Genomic DNA, 22,262 nt, shown 5'->3' on the forward strand with positions numbered 1-22,262 from the left:
CCGAGCGATTACTTCTGATCAGCAAAAGATTCAAGACCTGGAAGCCCAAATAAAGAAATTAACAAGGGAAAAAGTAGGCGAAAGCAAGGGTGTCCAAAGAAACTCCCGGTAGCTACCCAACAGGGAAACACGGTTATTGGGAGCCAATGCGGAATCTGAAGGAAGCTCTAGCCAAATCGATCACCTAAACGAAAGTGAACCTTCGTAAGGCGGCAACAAGGGGATAGGGTGCCCGCGACCACCGAAGTCCAATATTCTCACCGTAACGTGTTGTTGTATTGAAGGTAGGTAGATCGAGAGATAGTTGACTATCTTACCCAGTGAAGAGCCGTCGGCTTTGGGTCGGAGTAACTGCGACTCCTTAAGCCCTAAGCGCTACAGTAATGTAGACGTTATGAACCGAGGGTTTTCAGATGAAGCCATAGTAATCGTAAAGTTTGGTGCCGATGAATTCATGGTGACATGAAGGAGGGTAAAACATCAAATCAGCAACAGGACGTTGGAGGTGAAGGGCGGAACACGTAAGCGGCCATGGCCGTTGATTATAAACTGATGGACTGAGATCAGCCTAACAGGAACAACCCTCTATTCTGTAGTGGTCAAGTAAATTCGTACATAACGATCGGTTTTTTAAGCGGCTTCTTTCTCCGCTTGGATTGGGGTTAAATAATTGTTATAACTATGTACACGGAAACTATTGTAATACTTGATGTATTGCATAATATCTTTCTCTGCCTGTTCATAAGATGAATAAAAAGTCTTAGGCATCCATTCAGATTTAAAGCTTCTAAAACAACGCTCCATAGGTGCATTATCCCAACAGTTACCACGCCGACTCATGCTTTGCTTGATCTCATATTCCGACAATTGCTGCTGGAATACCTTACTGGTGTAATGGCACCCCTGATCAGAATGAAACATCAAGTTCTTGGGCTCTCCTCTAGCCGCATAAGCTAATTTTAACGCTCGTGTAGTCAATACTGAGTCAGGACTAGTTGAGCAAGCCCACCCCACGATACGGCGCGCATTTAAATCAATCACCAATGCTAAATATATCCAGCCTGTACCCGACCAAATATAGGTGACATCACCACACCAAACTTGATTAGCCAGTTCGGTAGAAAATTCACGGTTTAAGTGGTTATCCGCTATGTTTGATGGCTTTTCAGCCACCTTGTAACGATGTGCGCCTGGCTGTTTACTTGTCAGCTCCGCTTCTTGCATTAAACTCCGTGTTTTGAAGCGTCCAACAGATTCACCTTGCTGTTTTAATTGAGCAGAAAGGGTACGACTCCCCGCTGAACTGCGGCTCGCTTCATGTAACGCAATAACCTTGGATTTTAACCTGTCTCGCTCAGGATCTGCCTTGTTTGCATGCTTACGGTGGTAGTTGTAACTACTACGACTCATCTCAAATGTTTGCAATAATTCGCATTGTTTGTATTGCTCTCTTAACTCATCAATTAGCATTAAAATTGATACACGTCCGATATTAAGAGAGCTGAAGCCTTTTTTAAAATCTCTTTCTCCCTCTTTAGTTTCTTTATCTGACTTTCCAAATCTTGAATCTTTTGCTGATCAGAAGTAATCGCTCGGCTTCCTTTTGGCGTAACACCATGACGCTCTTCTTTTAATTGAGTGACCCAACGGCGCATTGCTGTAGTACCAACGCCCATAGCTTCGCAAGCATCATTTATGGAATATGCCTGATCTAATACCAGACTGGCCGCTTCATGTTTAAATTCTGTTGTATAACTTTTTCGTTTACTCATTGGTCTGCATCTTTGATTAAGGGGTTATTATAAACTCCTATCGTTTAGTACAGGATTATTAGACCACTACATTCGCGTCGTAAACAGTGAACGAATCGGTTGTGCGAGATTGAAGAAAGCCCATTGCAAAAGAAAGAAAAAAAAGTGAAATGAACGAACACGACCTATTAATAGAGGAACCCAGACTTTTCGACCAGTTATGCTCAACCTTATACTTGGGCGTCGCTTTTAAACAGGTAAAGAAAAACAAAGGTAAACCCGGCATAGACGGAATAACCATTGCAGACTTTGAAACTCGTTTAGACGAAGAGCTAAGTCAGTTGCAAGAGGAACTCGCAAACTGGACTTATCAACCCTCGCCAGTCCGTCGAGTAGAAATAGCCAAGCCGGGAGGCAAAGGTGTACGACTACTCGGCATACCGACGGTACGGGATCGAGTGGTACAAACAACATTAAAGCTACTGCTGGAACCGGTCTTTGATCCGCATTTTTCACCGCACAGCTATGGATTTCGCCCAGGGCGAAGCCAGCACGAAGCGGTACAAGCGGCACAACAGATAGTGAACAGTGGCAAGCCCTACGTGGTGGATATAGATCTATCCAAGTTTTTTGATAGAATCCATCACGACAGGCTGATAGCCCGAATGGGCGAGAAAATATCCGACAAACGGATACTTCGCCTAGTCGGAAACATGTTGCGTAGCGGCGTCATGATCAATGGCATCGTCAACCCCAGCAAGGAAGGCGCAATGCAAGGGGGCTCACTCAGTCCCTTGCTGAGCAATATCGTTCTGGATGAACTGGATCAGGAATTGGAAAAACGTGGACTGGAATTTTGCAGGTACGCGGACGACTGTAATATCTTCGTAAAATCGCAAAAAGCGGCAGATCGAGTGATGGAAAAAGTCAGCCAATTCATCGAAAAGAAGCTGAAACTGAAAGTGAATCAGGAGAAAAGCCAGGTGGCTAAATCCGATGCGGTAAAGTTTTTAGGTTTTACCGTGGTTAAGGGGACAATTGCCATTGCGCATAAAGCCCTGCAAACAGCCATGAGTAAAATCGAAGAACTGACACCGCGAGGTACACATCAGACTCTGGATACATCACTGGACGAGATCAATCAATGGTATGTGGGCTGGTCAAATTACTACAGTTTGACTTACTACCCCTCACAATTGAATAAAATCGAAGCCCATATCAGGCGACGACTACGATCACGAATAGTCGATCAACAAAAGAGAAAACAGCATCTATATCGAAAACTGGCCAAACGGGGCGTACCACGAAAACAAGCATCAAAAGCCGTCTTTTCAAACAACAAACGGTGGCAACTCTCCAATGCGCGAGCAGTGACGAGGGCTTATCCGAACAGTTGGTTTATAAATCTGAAAGGGCAGGAAATACGATCCGACCGAAAGTTAGAGCATTGGTTTGAAGTTTCTCAATGGATACGTCTTGCGTGAGGAGCCGTGTACGGACCCGTACGCACGGTTCTGTGGGCAGACGGGAGCTGCGGCTCCCTCTGACCCGATATAGCGAAGGTGGAGACAAAATACAAGGTATTTCGACACGACACAGAATCAAGTTATTTGTGGTAGTACTTGTGAAGCCAGTGTCGAGCTTGCGATGGCATGGCGAAGCGGCACGGACGCAGGATGAACGCGGGCTGTGGAAGGCAATAGTTGCCACGTAGTTTTTCGCTGCGGAGACTGGACGGATCCTGTCGCAACTTTCGCGAACGATAGTGGCGCGCTTAAGCAGCCTCAGAGATTGACGCCCCATTTGGATTAGAAGATCAGAAAACCCTCTTTCAAGAGAAAAAACTGATAGCAGTTACATTCTTTCAGGCTTACTTATATAAATAGTAATTAACATAAGTCTTAACAAAATTTATGCCTGATTTTTAGTAAAATTTACAGGGCCCAAGAAACATCCTTTGAGATCAAAATCTATTATATTGATCTCGAGTTAACAATAATCAAAAACACCTTCAACAAAAATTCACCCCACTTAATGTAAAACCTATGAAAAAGATGCGTTGTATCTCCACCTTTGTACTACTGTTAATTATGCCCCCTTTTGTGGCTGGGGCGAATGAAATACCGCCGGAGAGACTATTTAAAATGGCGAAGGAAGAGCAGGCTGCTTTTCTGGAAACCTTACAGACATTGGTTAATATAGACTCGGGAACAGGAAATGAAGACGGTTTGAGCAAGGTGGAGAATATTTTAGTGCAACGCCTTACAGAGTTAGGCGCAAATGTCGAACTGAAACCGGCTCAACCCGGTGTAGGCAATATTGTCCTGGGGCATCTGCAAGGAGCAGGGGACACTAAATTCTTATTAATGATTCATTATGACACGGTGTTTGCCAATGGCGAAGCTCGAAGGCGACCGTTTCGTAGCGAACACGGGCGTATTTATGGGCCGGGCGTGGCGGATGCAAAAGGTTCGCTGGCCCTCATTCTGCATGCTTTGAAGATGCTTAACACATTAGATTACAACGACTTCGGAGCCATTACGGTAACTTCTCATTATCCACTGGCAGCGGCCGCACGAATGACTTCCGATAACGGAGGAATCCCTTCTAACTTCAGTAAGCGACTTTTTAAATAACCCCAAAATGACATGCCGTGCTTTCGGCAGGTCTTCTTGAGACTGGCAAAAGTATCACGGGCTTTCCGCCCTGCATCACTTCGTGTACTCCCGCTGATTTTTCGTTTCTTGACGTAATCCCTTATATCCCGTTCGCTTAAATTGTTATGAAGTGGGAGGTAGGGTTTGTCGAGTACACGGAGGAGTTCATGTTGATTTTTCCCCATTCGCCCGAGGGCCTGGTTAAGCGTTTCGTAACAGGTTTTGGTACTGCATAGGATTTGAAAGCGCTGCCTGATACTGCTCGCCTGTTCGGTAACAGGATTAAGTTTATAAGCTTTCAGGTCATGGTAAATCGACCAAAGCTGGTCGCGTGCGTCATCTACTGCCTTGGTATGGCTGTCATTTAAAGGAATCAGGCGATTAATCACTCGTTCGGCATGGATCCAGCACAAGGCATGATCAAAGACGTTAAACTGCCCTGCATCATCACTGATAATTGAAAAGTCAGAGGAAATGCCTTGGTCTAGCAGCCCTCCCATCAAAGCACCTTCCGTGACTATTTTTCTGTGCCGAGGTTTAACGATGCCTTGCTGATCCAGCCATTCGCACCAGTCAGGTGCCGTGTTAATGCAGACACTGATATTTTCCAGTGTCGCCAAGATTACAACAGACAGCTTATTTTGTGCCATGTATTCAATGGCACCTGTGTTCAATGTATAAAGCGTTGTTTTGCCTTGTGATAGACAGTTTAAAAAATTGATTCTGCTTTTACTTTCTGTACTACTGAACCAGGCAAAAAAATCATTGCCAATATGTGTGCAATAGCCATTTTGCCCTTTATGCCGTGCGCCAGTATCATCTGTATGAATATATTTAGAAACGGATAATCCCGTCTTCAGTAATTCATCTTTTTCGGCATGAAAATCGTCCAGATCTTCTGTTAGTATATAACTGAGCTTACCGCTCGAAATATCGACGCCTAAATCACGAATTTGTTCCAGTAGTAATGGCTGTGTGACATGTTGGTGATGGTATTGATAGAGAATAAAGGCAATAAGGCTTTTACCAAAGCTACCTCCCTGAATGTCTTCGGGAAGCTGACCTAAAATCGTAAGACCCTCTGGCGTTATATATTCTGCTAAACGATAACGAATGTTATGAGTTTGAAAGGTAATATCCTGAATAACACGATCCTGATACCCTTTAAAGCGTGAACCCTCTGGGATTTCATCCGGCTGAATAATTTGGGTTTCATCTATTTTGAGGTTGCCTTTTTTACTGCGCCTTGGGCCTTTTTTCCTTTTTGATGAGGAGTCATCACTTCCTGGGGCACCCTCCTTATCCATTGTACTCGGTTTGATTTTAGGCTTTGTGGTTTCGCCTTTAAGCTTGAGTATCTCTTGTGCTAACTCATCAATCTGCTTTTGTTGCCAGGCAAGCATTTCCAATAACACATCGACTAGCGGTGTGCGATCTTCTTTGTTTATCTCTGGTAATTCAGGTTTAGGCGAGTTCATAGAATATATTGTAAAGCAACTTTTTAATATTTTCCCGTGGATAATGAGAAGTTTCCCATTACGGTGTTGTTCAACCCTGATGAGGAAAAAGGCTCTTTCGGTTCCCGTGATCTGATTCGGGAAATTGCCTCCCGGCAGGACTATGTATTGTCTTATGAACCGCCAAATACCGATGCCGTGACCGTCGCCACCAACGGGATCAATTATCTCTTCCTCGACGTGGCAGGGCTTGCATCTCATGCCGGTTCGGCACCCGAGCAGGGAAGTAACGCTATCATTGAATTGTCTCATCAACTACTCCAGTTGAATGATCTTGGCAATCTTGAAAAAGGAACCACGGTGAACTGGACCCTCGTTAAAGGCGGTGAAAAGCGCAATATCATTCCCGCTCAAGCAGCGGCGGAAGGTGATATGCGATATTCGGATTACAGTGAAATTGAACGCGTCACTAACGATGTGCAGAAAATCATACAGCGCCAGCTTGTTGCCGGCACTCAGGTAAATTTCCGTTTGCAATCCGGCCGCCCTCCGCTACCTCGCAACCCGGCATCGCAACAGTTAGCTGATACAGCGCAAAAAGTGTATCAGGACATTGGCCTTGATCTTGGTATAACTATGATGCGTTTTGGAACGGACGCCGGTTATGCTTATCAGGAAGGAGCAGAAACACCCAGGGTATTGGAAACCCTGGGTCTGGTGGGTGGCGGATTGCACTCAGCACAAGAATATGCATTGCTGGATAGCATAGCGCCCCGGCTTTATCTGACTATGGCCTTGATCATTGCATCTTCAAAGCATTCGAAATGATGAAAATGCGAAAAGCCAAGGGAGAGTTGTCCTTTTTGCCCACGGCATCAATAACGAGCTTGGTATTGTTACGGTCACTCATGGACCATCCGATGACTTGACGAGAATAGAGATCAAGAATCCTGGCAACCCGATTAACATACACCTGTTTTCCTGATGCAACTAAATCCCGATGGATGCGTGGGGCGAACCCTACTGTTCCTTGCTTTGCTGATGAAAGCTGCGTATTTTGGTAAGTAGTCGCCTATATTAGTCAGGTTGTAGCACTCCCTAGTCACTTTAGCCAATCATAATAACCGCTGACAGATACATTGAGTGCTCAACATAAACGACTCACTTTATGCTGACAACGGGGAGCATTTAATGAATGCGTATTTCACTTGAGTTCTCTCGCAAAGTACGCTGCGGCCTTTTGTAAAATATCGACTTCCTCCTTCAGGCGTTCATTTTCCAGTCGAAGAGTGCTGACGTCGCTTTGGTTTTCTTTCGCAGGACGAGCACGTTTTGTAGGGAAGGCTTGATCACCGTTACTTTCAAGTTGTGCTTTCCATTTATACAGCTGATTACACTGAATACCAAGCTCAGTAGCGATTTCAGAAGCGGGTTTATCTGTCTCGTTCATCAGTCGAACAGCTTCAACTTTGAATTCGCGGGTAAAGGTATTAAAAAATTTATTTTCACTTAGATCATAAATTAGACATACTCTCAAAGTCTATTTATCTCCATCTAGTTCAATATCATTCTAACTAAACTGCATAATCCTAGAAACCGCAGTTGACCGCTATAAAACATTATAAGTGACTGAATATAAAATATAATGATCTTAAAAACTTGTCACCTGATGGGTGACTCTACTCCACTTCACGGTTTTGTTGATAAATCTGCGTACGAAATACTGCGTTACAGCTCTTGCCAAGGGCTACGGCCATTGCCTGCGAGCCGCGCCTTGTCTTTCACACTCAGATTTTCCACAGTATCCGTGTTCAACTGAGGTTTCCAGGATAATGCACAATACCTCTCAAATAGTATTTGACTGACTAGTCAAATACTATAAAATACACGTTCTTTTCTCAATAATTGAGTGGTACTAATGGGCCGTCCTCCTACCGATACAAAATCTAAACTCCTACTCACGGCAAATGATCTGGTATGGCAGAGTAGCTATGGCTTTGTGAGTGTTGATGATATCTGCAAAGCTGCGGGGATAAAAAAAGGTAGTTTTTATTACTACTTTTCTTCAAAAGCAGAGTTGGCGGTTGCTGCTATGGAAGAGTCCTATCAAAGCTATGAATCTGAAGTAATGAGCATATTTTCTTCAGACCTTTCCCCTATTGAACGTTTTGAAAATCTAGCTGACTTTGTCTATGAAAAACAAATACAAGCATACGAAAAATATGGTCGAGTTTGTGGTTGCCCTTTTGCTTCTTTAGGCTCTGAAATGGCAGGAAATGAAGAACTCATACAAAAAAGGCTGATGAGATATTAAATCGTCAGGGCAATATGTTTAAAGAAACCTTACAGGAGATGGTCGACTCGGGTTTTTTGCCCGTTAAAACAGATATTTCTAATACAGGTTCACAAATTATCACCTCCATTTTAGGTCAAGTCATGGTGGCACGCATTCAAAACGACTTAAGCAATTTGAAAAAAGACGTAAAACTCAGTTTATTTCAAACGCTTGGCCTAAAAACCAATATTTCAGAAATGTGCGCTAAGCTTCAGGAGCAACAAAATGATCAATAAATCTCGCACTGTCACTATACTAAGTGCCGCCATGGTGACCGCCATAATTGGCACTGCTGGTTTTATACATAATGTTTCTGCAAAGGAAGCGCAAACCTCGTTGACTCGTAAGCCGCAAGCAATGCCTGTCGAAGTGTTTATCGTCGAAGATCGTGCAATACGGCTCTGGAAACAATTTTCAGGACGTCTTTCTGCGGTCGATTATGTTGAAATACGGCCACAAGCAAGCGGTTTAATCACTGAAGTAAAGTTTAATGACGGCCAGCATGTTGCTAAAAATGATATTTTGTACGTTATTGATCCTCGTCCACTGAAAGCGATAGTCGAACAAAAAAAGGCGAATTTAATTTCTGCAAAAGATAGTTATGATTTTGCCATAAAAGAATCTACAAGAATTACTGCTTTAGTCGCTAAAAAAATGGTGGCTCAACAAGTTCTTGATGATCGTATCAATAATAAACTCGTTGCCAATTCAAACGTAAAACGTGCTAAAGCTGAGTTATCAGCGGCTGAAATAAACTTAAGCTACGCCTATATCAAAGCTCCAATTTCAGGCACAATCAGTCGTACTGAATTAACCGTTGGCAACTTAGTATCATCGGGTTCTAACGCGCCATTATTAACGTCGATTGTGGCGAATGATCGCGTTTATGCAGATTTTGAAGTGGATGAACATACCTATTTACATTTTCGTGAAAATACATCACCTGGACTAAGCGCTAAGATTCAAAACCCAGTTGAGCTCAGTTTAGAAGACGGTAATGACGTATATCACGGAAAAATTCATTCCTTTGATAATAAAATAGATCCGACAACAGGTACGATTCGTGCTCGTGCGATATTTGATAACTCCGAAGGAAAATTATTATCAGGTATGTATGCTCACCTAAAATTGGGTAGCGCTACTGAAGAAAAGACTATTCTTATCAGTGAACGTGCCATAGGGACAGATCAAGATAGAAAATTTGTCTATGTAGTCAATGATGACAATAAAACAGTCTATCGAGAAGTCATTATCGGTGACAGTATTGAAGGAACTCGAATTGTACATTCAGGACTAAAAAATGGAGACAAAGTAATTGCAAGGGGCTTGATGCGAGTTCAGCCAGATATGCTTGTTGAGCCAAAAGTATTAACAGCGACTGAATTAAAAACAGATAAATCGTGATTTAGTATCAGGTCGAACTTATCTATTTGAAATAGCGCACCAATACCTATTTTCTAATATTATTTTAAGCATCCAGGACATGATGTTCTGAGGGTAAATGTACCATGAGTTTTTCAAGTCACTTTGTTGACAGGCCAATTCTGGCAAGTGTGATCTCCTTATTGATCTTTGTGTTTGGCGCTGTGGCAATGCTTCAATTACCGATTTCTGAATATCCAGAAGTTGCCCCGCCTTCGGTCATTATTAATGCATCCTTTCCAGGGGCTAGCCCTTCTGTCATTTCAGAAACTGTTGCAACACCGTTAGAGGAACAGATTAATGGTGTCGAGAATATGCTTTATATGAACTCGCTGGCATCAACTGATGGCCGTTTAACCATCACCGTAACCTTTGCCATTGGATCTGACGTTGATCTATCCCAACAGTTAGTACAAAACCGTGTTTCACAAGCACTACCAAGACTCCCCGATATTACACGTCAACTAGGTGTTACGGTGACTAAAAGCTCACCAGACTTAACCATGGTAGTACATTTACGTTCACCTGATGAACGTTATGACATGCTATATTTACGTAATTTTGCAACGCTGCATGTGCGCGATCAATTAGCAAAAATTTCAGGCATTGGAGAAGTCAGATTATTCGGATCAGGTGATTATGCCATGCGAATCTGGCTTAATCCCGACAAGATTGCTGAACATAACATGACACCCGATCAAGTTATCAACGCAATTCGCGGGCAAAATATTCAAGTAGCCGCGGGTGTAATTGGAGGCCCACCATACAAAGATAACATTGAACTACAACTACCGATCAATGTGCAAGGCCGATTACAAAGTGTAGAAGAGTTCGAACAAATACTGGTCAATCGTGATGCCAATGGCGTTGTTATTCGATTACAGGATATTGCCCGAGTTGAATTAGATGCCGAAAGTTATGGCTTACGTTCTTTGTTGAATAATCAGCCTGCGGTTGCGATTCCTATTTTTGCAGCGCCTGGTGCTAATGCATTAGATATTTCTGACAATGTACGTTCCACAATGGAGCAATTGAAGCAGAATTTTCCTGAAGACCTTGATTACAGTATTGTCTACGATCCTACGGTATTTGTTCGTAGTTCAATTAATTCGGTCATCGTTACCTTGTTCGAAGCCATTGCTTTGGTTGTATTAGTCATCATTCTCTTTTTGCAAACCTGGAGAGCATCGATCATCCCGCTGCTTGCCGTACCTGTTTCAATTGTTGGTACCTTTGCCTTTATGTATCTTCTGGGATTTTCGATTAATGTCCTGTCATTATTTGGCTTGATATTGGCCGTGGGGATAGTGGTCGATGATGCCATTGTTGTGGTTGAAAATGTTGAACGGAACATCCACGAAGGTAAAACACCACGTAATGCCACAGTACAGGCAATGAAAGAAGTAACTGGCCCTATTATTGCGACTTCATTAGTACTTGCTAGTGTGTTTATTCCTATTGCCTTTATTTCTGGTCTGACCGGTATGTTTTACAAACAATTTGCCTTGACCATTGTTATTGCAACCTTCATCTCTACGTTGAACTCACTCACATTGAGTCCTGCTTTATGTGCATTATTACTACGTTCGCCTGATGCCCCTCAGGACAGACTTGCTAAAATCATGCAATTTTTGTTTGGCGGGTTCTTTAATCTCTTCAATAAAGTATTTAATAAAAGTCAGCAAGGCTATGTTAAAGGGGTGCGCATCTTTGCCACTCGTAAATTGATTATGATGACGCTATTCTCTATTCTTATTGGTTTTACAGTTTATAGCTTCTCCTTGGTGCCGCCAGGTTATATTCCTGCACAAGACAAACAATATTTAATCAGCTTTGCACAACTTCCTACCGGTTCAACACTTGAGCGTTCTGAAGAGGTTATCCGTGAAATGGCTGATGCAGCACTCGCAGAAAAAGGGGTAGTTAGTGCTGTTCAATTTCCAGGCTTATCTGTTAATGGTTTTGTGAATTCAGCTAGCGCAGGTATTGTGTTTGTCACCTTAGATGATTTTGCAAACAGAACAGATCCAAATCTAAGTGCCAACGCGATAGCGGAACGTTTACAAAAAAAATACGGCACTATCGAAGAAGCATTTATTGCCATATTTCCACCACCCCCAGTACGTGGACTTGGAACGACGGGCGGCTTCAAACTACAAATTGAAGATCGTACCGATCAAGGCTATAAAATATTGGATGATGTTGTTAATGAAGTTAAATTAAAGGCTAATCAAGATCCAGCCTTGGTCCGCGTGTATTCAAACTACAACGTCAATGTGCCTCAATTATTCGCTAATCTTGACCGTACTAAAGCAGTACAACTTGGGATTCCTGTCGAAGAAGTATTTCGTACTCTGCAAATTTATTTAGGTTCGCTTTATGTAAATGATTTCAATCAGTTTGGTCGTACCTATCAAGTCATTGCCCAGGCAGATAAGGAATTTCGTTCTACGCCACAAGATATCTCTCGTTTGCAAACTCGTAATAGTAAAGGCAACATGGTGCCTTTAGCGACGATAATTCAAGTTGAAGAAGCTTTTGGGCCAGAAGTCGCCATGCATTACAATTCGTATCGCTCGGCAGATTTAAACGGCAACGCTTCCGCGGGCTATTCTTCTGGGGAAGCACAAGCAGCTATCACTAAAATCCTTGATGAAACTTTGCCGTCTGGAATGGAATTTGAATGGACAGAACTGACCTATCAACAAATTTTGGCAGGTAATACTGCAATCTATGTCTTCCCGCTCTGCCTATTTCTTGTTTTCCTGGTGCTTGCTGCTCAGTATGAAAGCCTTGCATTGCCTTTAGCGATCATTCTTATTGTACCCATGAGTATTTTATCCGCCATGATCGGCGTGTATATCTCGGGGGGTGATAATAATATTTTTACCCAAATAAGTTTATTTCTACTGGCAGGCTTAGCGTCTAAAAATGCGATACTTATCGTTGAGTTTGCCCATAATTTAGAACATCAAGGACGCACGACACTTGAAGCTGCTATTGAAGCTTCAAAGTTGAGATTACGCCCTATCTTAATGACTTCTTTTGCCTTTATCATGGGTGTAACACCTCTAATGCTAAGTCATGGTGCGGGTTCAGAGATGCGTCAAGCGATTGGAACCGCGGTATTTTCAGGTATGTTAGGTGTGACATTTTTTGGTTTAATCTTTACACCGGTTTTTTATGTGTTATTTCGTAAAGTTGAAATTTATTTGTCTAAGGATAAAGATAGCGACAACATTAAAGCTGAACTTTTGTAAGTTTCGCAAAAGCAACACTACTAAATGTGTCGCTTTATCGACAAACCATTAATTTCGCTAATATATTGTTGAGTAAAACTAGGGTCAGAGTAAACTTAAAGTTTCTATTATATTATCTCACTTTAGGCAGAGCTTGACAGCAAAAAAGGGGAGAGATCTGTTGGTTGGCGGAAGAAAAAAACAATTAAATAATCTGAGTATACTCTGCCCACCCCCCGTTTTACTCGATCCCAGTTTTCCTTTTTTGATAGCCTCTTTTTTGATGGTGTTTTTGTCCTAGCATAAAAGCTAAGTTATTTGTAAAAAAATTAAAATAGTATACTATTAAATATGACTTACTTGAATTTGAGCAAGATTAAGTAAGCTAAACTAACTTGAACTTCAAGGAGTATCACAAAATGTCAAATCATTTTAAAATTTTATTTCTTTTTTTAACCTTTTTCTTTACTAGTCAAACACAAGCTGTTGAACTTTGTCTATCTCTTGATGGATCATCAAGCATAATTCCCGCTGACTTCCAATTACAGCTTGAGGGTGTTGCTGCTTCTGTTGAAAACTCAAGCATAATTCCTCAAGATAGCAGTGTATACATTTCTGTTGTCCAATTTTCTGACAATGCTACAGTTGAAGTTGGATCAACACTAATTGCTGATCAAGATACTGCTGATATTTTGGCAGCTAAAATCAGAAATATCAAACAAGTAAAGGGCGGCACAAATATTGGCGCGGGAATAACTTCCTGTACTAGTACCTTTGTCACTAATGATAAACAAATAATCGATGTTTCAACTGATGGTGTTTCTCAAGTAAACCCAATACCTGCAAGACAGGCAGCCGTTCTAGCTGGTGTCGATGTTGTTAACGCCATAGGTGTTGGGACAGGAATCAATGAGGCTCAATTATCTGCCTTAGTATGGCCTCAACCAGAAACACCTATTCCGGGTCCTGGTTTTGTTGTTTTAGTAGCTAGTTTCCAAGAATATACAGCAGCAATTGAAGCAAAAATTAAAGCCGAAGTTAAACCTGATCCTGAGCCTGGTCCTGGTCCTGAGCCTGGTCCTGACCCTCAGCCTAACCCTAGTCCTAACCCTGAGCCTAGCCCCAGCCCCAGCAATGGTACTCAACCAATTCCAACCTTGAATGAATGGGGGTTGATTTTATTAAGTTTACTTATGTTAACAGTCACTATGAGAAATAAAAAATTCCGCAATACTTAAGCTTTGTTGCCATTCCTTGGGAGGCTTAAAACCTCCAGCTTCAGCTGGTTGCTTTAAGCCCCTCTTCGGACTTGGTTGCCACATCGATACGGCTTAAAACCTCCAGCTTCAGCTGGTTGCTTTAAGCCTTCCCCCTGTATACTGAGTTAATGACAGAATACAGAAGGGTTAAATATTTTGTATCTGCAACAGCCAGCATAAAACTAAAGTATTTCAGTCATTGATGACTATTCTGCCTATAATATGTAAAAAGCCCTGATGCTTAAGAAGGGTTGCTCAAACATGCCCTTTGTTGGTAAAGTCTGTATTCCAGCAATATATACTTCAGGTGGCTTTGACTGTGTGAAGTATGGTGAATTGGCAAAACTTATTTTTGAATGAATTTTAACTTAGAGGGAACCCTATGAAACCCGTACTATTTGTATCCTTAATACTGACACTAGCCACTAGTTTAACTGCCTGTGATAACAGCAGTAATACCGATAAAGGTACTGAGGTATCAGCGCAGTTAAAAGAAACTGGTGCAAAGGTTTCTGAACCAGCTGAAAATTTTAGCGCTACTGTTGCAACTGAAGCAGAGCAAGTGAGTCAGTCGGCACAAGAAGCGACTTCAGATACTACTGAGATAATCGAAGACAATCTGGAATCGATTCAAGAGAATGTCGAGAATAATCCTTGAGACCATTCTGATAGACAACTGTTGATATCCTGATCTACTTGAGCATGAATTGCTAACAGGCATGTATTGAAATAATTATTAACATCATTAGTCTCGTTCCCACGCTCTGCGCGGGAATGAATGGAGCGATGCTCAGCGTCGCGGAATTCAGAGCCTGTTTAGTTCTTTCTATATTGAGTTAAGACATAATCTAAACTCCATTTCCCCGGTCCATTAAACAGTAATGGCATAAACATGATCAGGTAAAGCAGTGGCAATTTAAAATTTCCATGGCCTTTATTGCTAATCGCGTAGCCTTGCCATAGTTCCGCCAGTGTGCTCCATTCGGCAGGCCAATGGACGGTATTAATCGCAACGATGGTTAGTATGATTAACGATAATGAAAAAAAGCGTGTCCCTAAACCCAGTAGTAAAGCAATAGCACCGATAATTTCGATCCAGGTTCCCATAGTCCAAAGCATATCGTTGGACAACAGACTAAAGGGTAGAGGGAAGGTGATATGACTAAACCAGTTCTCGCCTGTATATTTCATCATGCCAGCCTCCCAGAATTCATAAGCCAGTATCAAACGAAATAAGAAAGGTGGTAGTGGAGCTGCACAGTCGTTAAGTAACGCTATGATTTTGTCATAGGCCGCGAAGAGAGATGAATGCTTGAGGTTTTGGCTGATGGCAGGCTCGGCATTGTTTGCTTCTGTGTTGATTATTGATTGCGAGATTTTAATGTTCATGCTGGGCTCCAATAATAATATGTTGTGTTTTTAGTTGCTGCAATATGTCAGAGCCGAAAGGTAAAATGGTTTCATAGACGTCATAACGCAGTTCAGCCGCTAACTGAAGTAATGCCTGTTCACCTGTGCTAAATCCTTCTTGCATTAATTCAATTAGCCTTGCTGTTACGGCATTCAGTTCAATAAAATAAATTTTAAAGTCTGCATCTCTGATGCCAGCTAAAATAACTGGTTCCTGTGCGTAGGGAGTAGGACGGTTTTTCCAGTTTTTCCAGTGTTCCTCCGCAGGGCTAATTGATTGCACTGGAAAGCGGTACTGTAGCAAATGCAAAACGGGATTGAGTGCTGGTGTGATTGCTAATAAGTCATCGTTAATGGCAAATATAGGATTAACTTTAGCTGGTTTTTCAGTTTCCAGAACTAATTCCATCCATTCATAATGCGCAAGGTCATTCATGAATTCCGGCAATTCTATTTGAGAATTTTCATTTATCAGGTAATCGATAAATTCATCGGGTATTTCACGGTACAAGGGCGATTGACAGCGATGCCCCCGGATGAATTCCTGCACTAATTCCTGCCAGAGCGCAGCCCCTAATAATTCACGAGTAATGGGGAAACAGGTATGCAGACTAGCATCTATTTTACTGTGCAAGAGTTTTGCATAGATGTTAACTCTCGTTGGTAATGATGCTGGTAAACTTTCATCATTCTGCGGATTGCGCAAATAATCAACAAACTGGTGCTGGTAGTTTAGAAATGAAGGAAGCTTGGTTTTATCAGGTTGAGTGTTCATAGGTGGTGGCATGAGATACTCCTAAGCACTTTTTCTAAGTGTCTGAAGCAACGACTGGTTTTGTATTGAAGCAATCTTTTCAACTTCACTCACCAGATCGGCTAAAGGGGGAATATTGCAATCCCTTTCTAGCAATGTCGGGAATACTCCAAATTGTTCATAGGCAATTTCCAGCAAGCGCCATACGGGGTCAATCACAGCTTGTCCATGGCTGTCGATAATTAAATCAGGGCTATCATGATCATGGCCGGCAACATGACCATACACAATCCGTTCTCCAGGTAAGCCTAATAAAAATTGTTCCGGGTCATAGCCATGATTTACACTGTTGACGTAGATATTATTAACGTCTAGATGCAACCAGCAGTCAGCTTCTTCAATAACGGCACGGATAAAGTTTAACTCATCCATATCAGAGATAGGTGATGCCGCATAATAGGAGGCATTTTCAATCGCTATCGGTTGTTCCAGAATGTCCTGTGCACGCCGAATACGGGCTGCAACATAATGCACCGCTTCTTCGGTAAAAGGAATCGGCAAAAGATCATATAAATGACCCTGATTAGCGCAATAACTTAAATGTTCCGTATACAGTCGGATTTTATGTTCTGCCAAAAAATCCTTAATGCGATGCAAAAATGCCTCGTCTAAAGGGTCAGGTCCACCGATGGAAAGTGATAATCCGTGAGCGACAAAGAGATATCGCTCGGTAAACCAGCGAAAATCCTGGGCTCTTTTGCCACCCAGATCGAGATAGTTTTCTGGTGAGATTTCAAAAAAATCAATAGAGCTCGGAACGCCGGTCATCAACGGAAGCATATGCTCCCGCCGAAGACCCAGTCCGGCTCCGTCTAAATGCAGACTATTCATGACGGGAGCCTCTTCTTTTTATTGAGCGGTATCAGGTTTATCCATGGTTCCGTTACAACCACCTTCTTTCATCTTATCGCCACATTTGCCTTCTTGCGCTTTTTCCATGGTGCCATTACAGTCACCTTCTTTCCTTTTATCGCCGCTTTTTCCTTCTTTCGCTTTTCCCATCTCTCCGTTACAACCGCCTTCTTTCATTTTCATATCGCCACATTTACCTTCACCGCATTTACCATCAAGGCCTTTTTCCATTTCGGCTAAGTGTGTTGCAGTAGTAATGTTTTGTAGGGCAAAAGGGCTTTCTCCCGCTTGAGCTAAAGGTGTGGCTAACAAAGAGGCTGCGAATGCACCGCCTAAGGAAGTAATGAGTTTAATTTTGTTCATGAGGGTAATCTCCTGAAATAGTGTAATGATTGTTTAGTTGTATCAGCAGCGTTAATTGCTAACGGTGATTAGTCGTTGATAGTTTGATAAGCTTACAAAATATAATAAAAAAAATATATTTGATAAAACAAAGCACAGCTTAGATAGAATGACAGATAAAAGTGCTGACTAGTTGATGTAGCAAAGCAATCAGAGCAAGGACAGTAGACTGTGAAAAAAATTCTGATCAGGCAATGTATCAGGCGCAACAATCTGGAAAAGGCCAATGGGCTGTCCGCAAGAAAATTTCTGAATAAGATGTGATTGATTCAGAGATTCAATTAAGTTCTTGAAAAAATGATATTTACATACCAATACGCTTGCACTTTCATTAAACCTAGAAACCACAGTTGACCGCTATAAAATATTATAAGTGACTGAATATGAAATATAATGATCGTAAATGTTTGCCACCTGTTGGGTGACTATACTCTGCTTCACGGTTTTGTGGATAAATCTGAGCACGAAATACTGCGTTACAGCTCTTGCCAAGGGCGACGGCCATTGCCTGCAAGCTGTGCCTTGTCTTTCACACTCAGATTTTCCACAAAATTCGTACTCAACTGCGGTTTCTAGGTTAGATCAGACAAGTTAACTTCTAAACACTGTTTACCAAATGAAAACAATCTATATACTATTAAGATCATTTTTATATAATATTATACGTATATAATACCTTTTGCTTACTATATCAGGTATACCTATTTATGCAGTCAAAGTTTGGTTTTCTCAGTTATGAGATTAGTCATGTTATTAGACAGCGCTTTAATAAAGAAGCTGAAAACTTAGGGTTTACTCATGCTCAGTGGCGAGCATTAGTATACCTTTCGGAAAATCAAAATTGTCGTCAAGTAGATTTAGCTGAAATTTTAGAAGTTAAACCCATAACTTTGGCAAGGCAAGTCGACTTACTTGAAGAATCAGGACTGGTTCGACGCAACAAGGACAGAGAAGATAGACGTGCCTATCGATTGGAGATTTTACCAAAAGCATTACCTATTATGAAAGAACTTTGGGAAATTGCTGATGCAATCGAAGAAGATGTATTGAATGTATTAACCACTCTAGAAAAAGAGTCTTTGTCTAAGATGCTGGTTAAGATAAAAGAAAAGCTTTTGGAAAAATAAATCGTAAATCATAAGTCATTCCTTAATCCTGAAAGGCATAGCTTTTATGTTAGAGTTATTTCTTTCATATTTATATTAACCCTTTTAGATACTCGGTATTTTTGGCTATGTTATATACAATGACAACGAGCTTTATGAAATTCAAAAAAGTGAGCTTAATAGAAAAAGTTAAACGCTATCTTCAGAAAACTCCCTATGAAAGGCGTAATCAAAAGAGGTATGAGTCAGATCGAGAAATGTTGATAAGAGTCGCTAAAAAATTTGCTATTCTATTTTTGGTTATTTTAATATTCGATACATTACTGGATTGGTTTTTAGGGTTAATAGATGCTTTGTTACATCTGATTCATCTGGGAATTGAGGCGATTGAGTATTCAATTGAAATTTTTCTTGAGCATATCTTTCACGCCAATCACCACCAAAGTGAGATCATTATTATAAACGGTGCAATAATGATTGCTTTGTATCTTGCCCATCGTTTATACCTAGTATTTCCTCAGCTGATTACTCGTTTTAAAAGAAATTTTCTTGCTCTCTGGTTGAAGCATAAACGCCGTGAAACATTTTACTGGCGATCAATGCCCATACTTTACAAAATCAAATGGGTTTGTGCCTATAGTTTCGGCACAACGTTGCTTTTGTTTTTTATGCTGCTTTAATAAAACGATAATCATCCAAACATCCAATACGAATCCCTTAATAAAATAATGGAAAATCTACAATTTACGCCAGTCTAACAAATTTTTCCCTATTGGAAAATACCGCTTCCACGGTTTTTCTAATATTACATGCCCTATCATATTACTAACCTCTGATGATAATTAAGCTTGCATCAAAATACTTTATATTAACAGGATAACTATGCTCTTACTTTCTAACAAACAAGACTGGTTTGGAAACATTCGCGGGGATGTTTTAGCTGGACTTGTTGTTGCACTTGCACTCATTCCAGAAGCCATTGCTTTTTCTATTATTGCTGGGGTAGATCCAAAAGTCGGTCTTTATGCTTCATTTTGTATTGCAGTGATCACCGCCATCGTGGGTGGACGATCAGGCATGATTAGTGCGGCAACAGGGGCAATGGCCTTGTTAATGGTCACCTTGGTCAAAGATCATGGGCTGCAATACTTATTGGCCGCCACCTTATTAACCGGTGTTTTACAAATTATTGCGGGTTATTTAAAACTTGGCAGTTTTATGAGTTTTGTTTCTCGCTCAGTGGTTACAGGGTTTGTCAATGCGCTGGCGATACTTATTTTTATGGCGCAATTACCTGAATTAACTGATGTAACATGGCATGTTTATGCGATGACCGCAGGAGGGTTAGCAATTATTTATTTATTTCCATATCTTCCTTTTATCGGCAAGTCAATTCCATCGCCATTGGTGTGTATTGTGGGTTTAACTGGCTTAGCCATTTATCTAAATTTAGATATTCGTACTGTGGGTGACATGGGGGAATTACCTGATACCTTACCCATTTTTCTTTGGCCCCAAGTCCCCTTAACCTTGGAAACACTACAAATTATTTTGCCTTATTCAGTGCCTTTAGCAGTTGTCGGTTTACTGGAATCTCTGATGACAGCGACGATTGTTGATGATTTAACGGATACAGAGAGTAATAAAAACCGTGAATGTAAAGGTCAGGGTATCGCCAATATAGGTGCCGGTTTATTAGGCGGTATGGCAGGTTGTGCGATGATTGGGCAATCTATTATCAATATTAAATCAGGTGGACGTGGACGTTTATCAACCTTGTGTGCAGGTGTTTTTTTACTGCTCATGGTGGTTTTTATGGATGAGTGGTTAAAGAAAATTCCTATGGCTGCACTGGTTGCTGTAATGATTATGGTGTCCATTGGTACTTTTAGCTGGAGTTCAATTATTGATATTAAAAAGCACCCGCTATCTGCTAATATCATTATGCTGGCAACGGTCGCTGTAGTGGTCTGGACTCATAATCTGGCCATTGGTGTTTTTGTCGGTGTATTACTTGCCTCGCTCTTCTTTGCAAATAAAATCAGTCATTTTATGTACGTTGAATCAACGTTGGATGAAGAAAGTGATACACGTACCTATCATGTACATGGGCAAATATTCTTTAATTCAGCAGACCCTTTTGTTGCTTATTTTAATTTTAAAGAAGTTGTCGAAAAAGTGGTTATTAATTTAACTGATGCACATTTCTGGGATCTTTCAGCTGTATCAGCCTTAGATAAAGTAGTTATTAAATTTCGTAGAGAAGGTGCGGATGTTAAATTAATAGGGTTAAATAAAGCCAGTACCACCATAATAGACCGTTTTGGTGTACATGATAATCCTGAAGAAATTGAAAAAGTAATGGGGGGCCACTAATGAAAAACCAACAACCTAACGTTCTCGCCTGCATTGACGGGGCTATGCTCACTGAAGCCGTTTGCGACTATGCCGTCTGGATTGCTCAACGTGTAAATGTGCCGTTAGAATTATTACATACGATAAACCATCATCATGAAACAGCTACCACTACTAATTTGTCGGGTAATATCGGTTTAGGCAGTCAGGAGCATTTGCTGGAAGAAATCAGCGAGCTGGAGCAACAACAAAGTAAGCTCAAATTGAAAAGAGGTAAATTATTGTTGCAAGCGGCAAAAAATCATGTGATAGCAGCAGGTATCTCTGATCCAATCTGTAGCAAGCTGCATGGCGGGCTCATAGAATCCTTAATTGAACTGGAAGAAAACATACGTGTATTGGTGCTTGGTGTTCGTGGTCAAGTGCATGATAACCAGGCGAATAAAATAGGTGCCAAGCTGGAGTCCGTGATCCGTTCCTTGCATCGCCCCATTTTGATTGTCAATGACAAATTTAAAGCACCCGAACGTATTATGATTGCCTATGATGGCAGTAAAGCCGCTGATAAAGCCGTAGATATGGTCGCTGTCAGCCCTTTATATAAAGGATTGAGTTGTCATTTAGTCTGTGTTAATAATGCAGATACAGCAGCCAAACTTCTCGAGCAAGCAACACATAAATTGCAAGCAACAGGTCATCTTGAAATCACCTCCGTTAAACTTACAGGCAAGGCTGATCAAGCATTATGTGACTATCAACAACAGCATGATATTGACCTGACAGTCATGGGCGCATTCAGTCATAACCGATTGCATGACATGGTACTTGGCAGCTTTACTCATAAAATGCTGGTTAATACTAATAAGCCGTTGCTTTTACTTAGATAACTATCGCTTTATATTAGGGTATTTGTCTTCGATGAGTACCCTGATATAACTGGTAAGTACTATTTCATGAAATTCATCCAAATTGATATACTTACGCAGTCACGTTTGCGGATTTTGAAAATACCTGAAATTTTGGGTTCAAAAGTGTTTTTGTGTGTATCTTGAATGTTCTTTTTACATTATTAAGACAGTCTTTTATCGTTTCTTTAAAATGAAAAAATACATAATCTTTTCCAGTTTTTTCTTCGTCTAATAAAGGCTTGGATTCATTTCCTAAAAAAATCTCTGGTTTCTCTGGGTCTGCTTTTTATGGAAT

Annotated in this window: 20 protein-coding genes; 13 read left to right on the plus strand and 7 right to left on the minus strand. The window is 41.2% G+C overall.

Features of this window, described 5'->3' with window-relative positions:
• Positions 1 to 630: 630 nt before the first annotated feature.
• Positions 631 to 1,772, minus strand: a protein-coding gene (locus tag AU255_RS09650) for an IS3 family transposase (RefSeq protein ID WP_143735875.1) whose coding sequence is annotated in 2 segments (ribosomal slippage) — positions 631 to 1,517 and positions 1,517 to 1,772 — 1,143 coding nt in all. Because the reading frame shifts where the segments join, the coding sequence is not laid out codon by codon here.
• Positions 1,773 to 1,921: 149 nt separating this feature from the next.
• Between AU255_RS09650 and ltrA the strand changes: the two genes are divergently transcribed.
• A complete protein-coding gene (gene ltrA, locus AU255_RS09655) occupies positions 1,922 to 3,235 on the plus strand; it encodes a group II intron reverse transcriptase/maturase (RefSeq protein WP_080522674.1) in 1,314 nt (437 codons plus the stop codon).
• Positions 3,236 to 3,796: 561 nt separating this feature from the next.
• On the plus strand, positions 3,797 to 4,387 hold the full coding sequence (locus AU255_RS09660) for a M20/M25/M40 family metallo-hydrolase (protein ID WP_080522675.1): 591 nt from the start codon (positions 3,797 to 3,799) through the stop codon (positions 4,385 to 4,387).
• On the opposite strand, the gene AU255_RS09665 is transcribed toward AU255_RS09660, so the two are convergent.
• A complete protein-coding gene (locus AU255_RS09665; RefSeq protein ID WP_080520980.1) occupies positions 4,306 to 5,886 on the minus strand; it encodes an IS66 family transposase in 1,581 nt (526 codons plus the stop codon). The two genes, AU255_RS09660 and AU255_RS09665, sit on opposite strands and share 82 nt — an antisense overlap.
• A gap of 36 nt (positions 5,887 to 5,922) precedes the next feature.
• Between AU255_RS09665 and AU255_RS09670 the strand changes: the two genes are divergently transcribed.
• Positions 5,923 to 6,693: a M20/M25/M40 family metallo-hydrolase gene (locus tag AU255_RS09670; protein WP_080522676.1), complete on the plus strand. Its 771-nt coding sequence runs from the start codon at positions 5,923 to 5,925 to the stop codon at positions 6,691 to 6,693.
• A gap of 376 nt (positions 6,694 to 7,069) precedes the next feature.
• Here the strand turns inward: AU255_RS09670 and AU255_RS09675 are convergent, their stop codons facing one another.
• On the minus strand, positions 7,070 to 7,402 hold the full coding sequence (locus tag AU255_RS09675; protein WP_080522677.1) for a transposase: 333 nt from the start codon (positions 7,400 to 7,402) through the stop codon (positions 7,070 to 7,072).
• A 381-nt stretch (positions 7,403 to 7,783) separates the two neighbouring features.
• Here AU255_RS09675 and AU255_RS20340 point away from each other — a divergent pair, with 381 nt between their 5' ends.
• From AU255_RS20340 to AU255_RS09700, 6 genes are all read left to right on the plus strand, one after another.
• Positions 7,784 to 8,179, plus strand: a complete 396-nt coding sequence (locus AU255_RS20340) for a TetR/AcrR family transcriptional regulator (RefSeq protein ID WP_198942580.1) — start codon at positions 7,784 to 7,786, stop codon at positions 8,177 to 8,179.
• Positions 8,180 to 8,193: 14 nt separating this feature from the next.
• Positions 8,194 to 8,436: a hypothetical protein gene (locus AU255_RS20345; RefSeq protein WP_198942581.1), complete on the plus strand. Its 243-nt coding sequence runs from the start codon at positions 8,194 to 8,196 to the stop codon at positions 8,434 to 8,436.
• On the plus strand, positions 8,426 to 9,604 hold the full coding sequence (locus AU255_RS09685; protein ID WP_198942582.1) for an efflux RND transporter periplasmic adaptor subunit: 1,179 nt from the start codon (positions 8,426 to 8,428) through the stop codon (positions 9,602 to 9,604). The genes AU255_RS20345 and AU255_RS09685 overlap by 11 nt, the downstream gene beginning before the upstream one ends.
• Before the next feature lie 104 nt (positions 9,605 to 9,708).
• Positions 9,709 to 12,882 (plus strand): efflux RND transporter permease subunit, encoded by a 3,174-nt coding sequence (locus tag AU255_RS09690; protein ID WP_080522678.1) that lies wholly within the window; start codon positions 9,709 to 9,711, stop codon positions 12,880 to 12,882.
• A 398-nt stretch (positions 12,883 to 13,280) separates the two neighbouring features.
• On the plus strand, positions 13,281 to 14,099 hold the full coding sequence (locus AU255_RS09695; protein ID WP_080522679.1) for an IPTL-CTERM sorting domain-containing protein: 819 nt from the start codon (positions 13,281 to 13,283) through the stop codon (positions 14,097 to 14,099).
• A 403-nt stretch (positions 14,100 to 14,502) separates the two neighbouring features.
• The gene (locus AU255_RS09700; RefSeq protein ID WP_080522680.1) at positions 14,503 to 14,778 is read left to right on the plus strand and encodes a hypothetical protein; all 276 of its coding nucleotides are present in this window, start codon (positions 14,503 to 14,505) and stop codon (positions 14,776 to 14,778) included.
• A 158-nt stretch (positions 14,779 to 14,936) separates the two neighbouring features.
• On the opposite strand, the gene AU255_RS09705 is transcribed toward AU255_RS09700, so the two are convergent.
• The 4 genes from AU255_RS09705 to AU255_RS09720 are packed head-to-tail and all read right to left on the minus strand — an operon-like array spanning position 14,937 to position 17,559.
• A complete protein-coding gene (locus AU255_RS09705; RefSeq protein ID WP_080522681.1) occupies positions 14,937 to 15,509 on the minus strand; it encodes an HvfX family Cu-binding RiPP maturation protein in 573 nt (190 codons plus the stop codon).
• Positions 15,499 to 16,317, minus strand: a complete 819-nt coding sequence (locus AU255_RS09710; protein WP_080522682.1) for an HvfC family RiPP maturation protein — start codon at positions 16,315 to 16,317, stop codon at positions 15,499 to 15,501. The genes AU255_RS09705 and AU255_RS09710 overlap by 11 nt, the downstream gene beginning before the upstream one ends.
• A 9-nt stretch (positions 16,318 to 16,326) precedes the next feature.
• Positions 16,327 to 17,175, minus strand: coding sequence for an HvfB family MNIO-type RiPP peptide maturase (locus AU255_RS09715; RefSeq protein WP_080522683.1), 849 nt, complete (start codon positions 17,173 to 17,175; stop codon positions 16,327 to 16,329).
• 18 nt (positions 17,176 to 17,193) lie between these two features.
• Positions 17,194 to 17,559 carry a hypothetical protein gene (locus AU255_RS09720; RefSeq protein ID WP_080522684.1) on the minus strand — a complete coding sequence of 122 codons (366 nt, stop codon included), beginning with the start codon at positions 17,557 to 17,559 and terminating at the stop codon, positions 17,194 to 17,196.
• A gap of 746 nt (positions 17,560 to 18,305) precedes the next feature.
• Between AU255_RS09720 and AU255_RS09725 the strand changes: the two genes are divergently transcribed.
• The 4 genes from AU255_RS09725 to AU255_RS09740 all read left to right on the plus strand — a co-directional run bounded on the left by AU255_RS09725 (position 18,306) and on the right by AU255_RS09740 (position 21,946).
• Positions 18,306 to 18,725, plus strand: a complete 420-nt coding sequence (locus AU255_RS09725) for a MarR family winged helix-turn-helix transcriptional regulator (protein ID WP_080522685.1) — start codon at positions 18,306 to 18,308, stop codon at positions 18,723 to 18,725.
• 134 nt (positions 18,726 to 18,859) lie between these two features.
• Positions 18,860 to 19,384, plus strand: a complete 525-nt coding sequence (locus tag AU255_RS09730; RefSeq protein ID WP_080522686.1) for a hypothetical protein — start codon at positions 18,860 to 18,862, stop codon at positions 19,382 to 19,384.
• 202 nt (positions 19,385 to 19,586) lie between these two features.
• Positions 19,587 to 21,080, plus strand: a complete 1,494-nt coding sequence (locus AU255_RS09735) for a SulP family inorganic anion transporter (protein ID WP_080522687.1) — start codon at positions 19,587 to 19,589, stop codon at positions 21,078 to 21,080.
• Entirely contained in the window at positions 21,080 to 21,946 is an 867-nt protein-coding gene (locus AU255_RS09740) for a universal stress protein (RefSeq protein ID WP_080522688.1), read from the plus strand. The genes AU255_RS09735 and AU255_RS09740 overlap by 1 nt, the downstream gene beginning before the upstream one ends.
• The last annotated feature ends 316 nt before the right edge of the window (positions 21,947 to 22,262 follow it).

Origin of the sequence: Methyloprofundus sedimenti, from assembly GCF_002072955.1 — a bacterium.
Classification (GTDB): domain Bacteria; phylum Pseudomonadota; class Gammaproteobacteria; order Methylococcales; family Methylomonadaceae; genus Methyloprofundus; species Methyloprofundus sedimenti.